General features: G+C 67.7%; 3 protein-coding genes. All 3 read left to right on the top strand.

The window, feature by feature from the left end:
• Window positions 1–999: DUF1631 family protein (locus AB4Y84_RS18230; protein WP_442250602.1), on the top strand; the 999-nt coding region annotated here is incomplete at its 5' end.
• Window positions 996–1,370: a PilZ domain-containing protein gene (locus AB4Y84_RS18225; RefSeq protein WP_223496410.1), complete on the top strand. Its 375-nt coding sequence runs from the start codon at window positions 996–998 to the stop codon at window positions 1,368–1,370. The genes AB4Y84_RS18230 and AB4Y84_RS18225, both read left to right, overlap by 4 nt.
• Window positions 1,371–1,445: 75 nt before the next feature.
• Entirely contained in the window at window positions 1,446–2,777 is a 1,332-nt protein-coding gene (gene pepQ / locus AB4Y84_RS18220; protein ID WP_442250601.1) for a Xaa-Pro dipeptidase, read from the top strand.
• Window positions 2,778–2,884: the final 107 nt, after the last annotated feature.

The following is a 2,884-nucleotide window of genomic DNA, read 5'->3' as shown; positions in this document are numbered from 1 at the left end:
GCGCGCGAACTGCTCAACCATGTCGCTGAAGCCGGCGCCAGCTGGCTCGGCGATGACGACGTCGATCCGCAGCTGCTGCAACGGCTGGCGCAGAGCGTGCAGGGACTGCTGGGCAAGGATGCGCGCACGCCCGAGGCCTTTGCCGCCGCCAACGAAGAGATACAGCAGCATCAGCGTGCCGCCGCGCACCGCGCTGAACTGGCAGAGCGCCGTCACGTGGAAGCGGCACGCGGCAAGGAACGGCTGGAGCTTGCGCGCCGCCAGGCCAATGCGCAGATCGACCAGTGCTGCGACACGCAGGAACCGCCACGCTTCGTGCAGACACTGCTGCGCCAGGCCTGGGCGGACGCATTGACGCTGACCCGTCTGCGCCACGGTGATGATTCGCCGCAATGGCAGGAGCGCCTGCAGCAGACCGAACGCATCGCGACGATCACTGCCGAGGCTGCCAGCGAAAGCAGCGCGACTGACGCTCCGCTGGCCGCCGAGGTTGAATCGGCCCTGCTGCAGGTCGGCTACCACGCAGAGGAAGCCGCGGCGGTCGCGCGCCGCCTGTCCACGCCGGGTGGCGAAGACGAAAGCACCTCGCGCACCGAACTCAGTGCGCGCCTGAAGGCCCATGCGCGGCTAGGCGAACACGCAGGCGCGCAGACCCAGGCAAATGAGGCCGCGCCGCGCAGCGAGGCCGAGGAGGCCAGCTATCAGCAACTATGCACGCTGCCCTTCGGCAGCTGGTTCGATATCGACGATGGCGAAGGCACACTGCGCCGCCAGCGCCTGTCCTGGTACAGCCTGCTGACCGGCCATGTGCTGTTCGTCAACGCGCGTGGGCAGAAGATCGGCGAAACCACCCTGGATACGCTGGCCCGGCAGATGAGTGCCGGACGCGCGCAACTGGTCACCGAAGAAAAGGGCCGGCTGGTCGACCGCGCCTGGCAGGCGAGCCTGAGCGCACTGCGCGCGCTCGCCGGACGTCGACCGCAGGAGCCCAACGCATGAGCACGCAACCGCCCGTTGATACCCGCCGTGCGCCGCGCCGGCAGGTCTCCGATCTGGTACCGGTGACCGACCAGATGCGCGACAGCGTGGTCGGCCGGCTTGGCAATGTGTCCGAGACCGGCATGCTGATGCTGGCCAGCGCCACGCTGCGCGACGATGCGCTGTATCAGTTGCGCTTCCCGCTGCCATCGGCCGATGGCCGCAGCGAGTGGATCGACGTCGGCGTACACCTGCTGTGGAGCGAACCGGCGCATGCACCCGGCCAGAGCTGGGCAGGCTTCCGCTTCCTGACCCTGTCACGCGAGCATCGGCAGCTGCTGCGCCGGTGGATCGGCGAAGACAACGACGAGACACCGGTTTCGACGGGCTGAGTGCCGGTTCCGGCACAGCGGATTGCGTCGGTATCCGGCAGAATCTAGGGCCGTTTTCCGTGTCGAGCCACCGCAATGATCCAGCAAGACCCCGGCGCCCTGTATCCCGACCACCTGGCCGTGCTGTGCCGACGCGCCGAGCAGGCGCTGGCACGCGGCGGCTTCGACCACCTGGTGGTGCCCAGCGGCACCCTGCACTACCAGGTCTTCGACGACCGTGACTACCCGTATGCGGTAAACCCGCAGTTCAAGGCCTGGCTGCCGCTGACCCGTGTACCCAACAGCTGGATCGTGTTCACCCCGGGCAAGCGTCCGGCGGTGATCTTCCACCAGCCGTTCGACTACTGGCATGTGGTGCCGGATGCACCGAGCGGCTGGTGGGTCGAGCACTTCGACATCCACATCATCCGCACGCCGGACGAAGCGCTGGCACTGCTGCCGCCCGACCCGGCGCGCTGCGCGATCCTGGGTGAACCGCAGAGCGCGCTGGGCGCGTATGTGCCGAACAATCCAGCGCCGGTGGTGAACTACCTGGAATGGCATCGTGGCAGCAAGACGCCGTATGAAATCGCCCTGATGCGCCAGGCGCAGGTGCTGGGTGTGCGCGGCCATCGGGCAGCCGAAGCGGCGTTCCGCAACGGCGCCGACGAATTCAGCATCCACATGGCGTACTGCCAGGCCGTGGGCCAGGACGCCACCGAGCTGCCGTACGGCAACATCGTGGCCTTGAACGAGCATGCGGCGGTGCTGCATTACACCGAACTGGGCCGCAAGGCACCGCAGCCGCTGCGCAGCTTCCTGATCGACGCCGGCGCCAGCGCGCACGGTTATGCCAGCGACATCACACGTACCTACGCCGCCGCCGGCCATGACGAGTTCGCGGCGATGATCGAAGCGGTCGATGCCGCGCAGCAGGCGATGTGCGCGGCCGTACGCCCGGGCTTCGACTACAAGCAGCTGCAMGTGGATGCGCACCTGTCGCTGATGGGCGTGCTGAAGGACTTTGGCGTGATCAAGGTGTCGCCGCAGACCGCGCTGGAAACCGGCGTCAGCGCCGCGTTCTTCCCGCATGGCATCGGCCACCTGATCGGCCTGCAGGTGCATGACGTGGCCGGTTTCGCGGCCAGCGATGAAGGCGGCCGCATCGAGCGTCCGACGGGTCATCCGTACCTGCGCCTGACCCGCGTGCTGGAGCCGGGCATGGTGGTGACGATCGAGCCGGGCCTGTACTTCATCGACATGCTGTTGAACGAAGTGAAGGACGCCGGTCATGGCGATGCGATCAACTGGGAGCGGGTGGACTTCTTCCGTCCGTACGGCGGCATCCGCATTGAAGACGAAGTGCTGTGCACTGATGGCGAGGCGGACAACCTGACGCGGCCGGTGTTTGCGGCGGCGAACGGCTGAGCCCCTCGTGGCTGGTCGCTTGGAGCAAAAGCCGCGCTTGGCGGGGCGGGGTGGGTTGGCGGGGGACGCCGTGAACCCATCCCTGGGGGCTTGGCCGCGGCATCCAT

It is taken from the genome of Stenotrophomonas sp. 2YAF22, assembly GCF_052114665.1.
Lineage (GTDB): Bacteria > Pseudomonadota > Gammaproteobacteria > Xanthomonadales > Xanthomonadaceae > Stenotrophomonas > Stenotrophomonas indicatrix.
This window is presented reverse-complemented; position numbering and strand designations above follow the sequence as displayed.

Excerpts from the sequence above, each read along its gene's own strand:
- AB4Y84_RS18225 (WP_223496410.1), top strand. The coding sequence starts at position 996 with ATGAGCACGCAACCGCCCGTTGATACCCGCCGTGCGCCGCGCCGGCAG.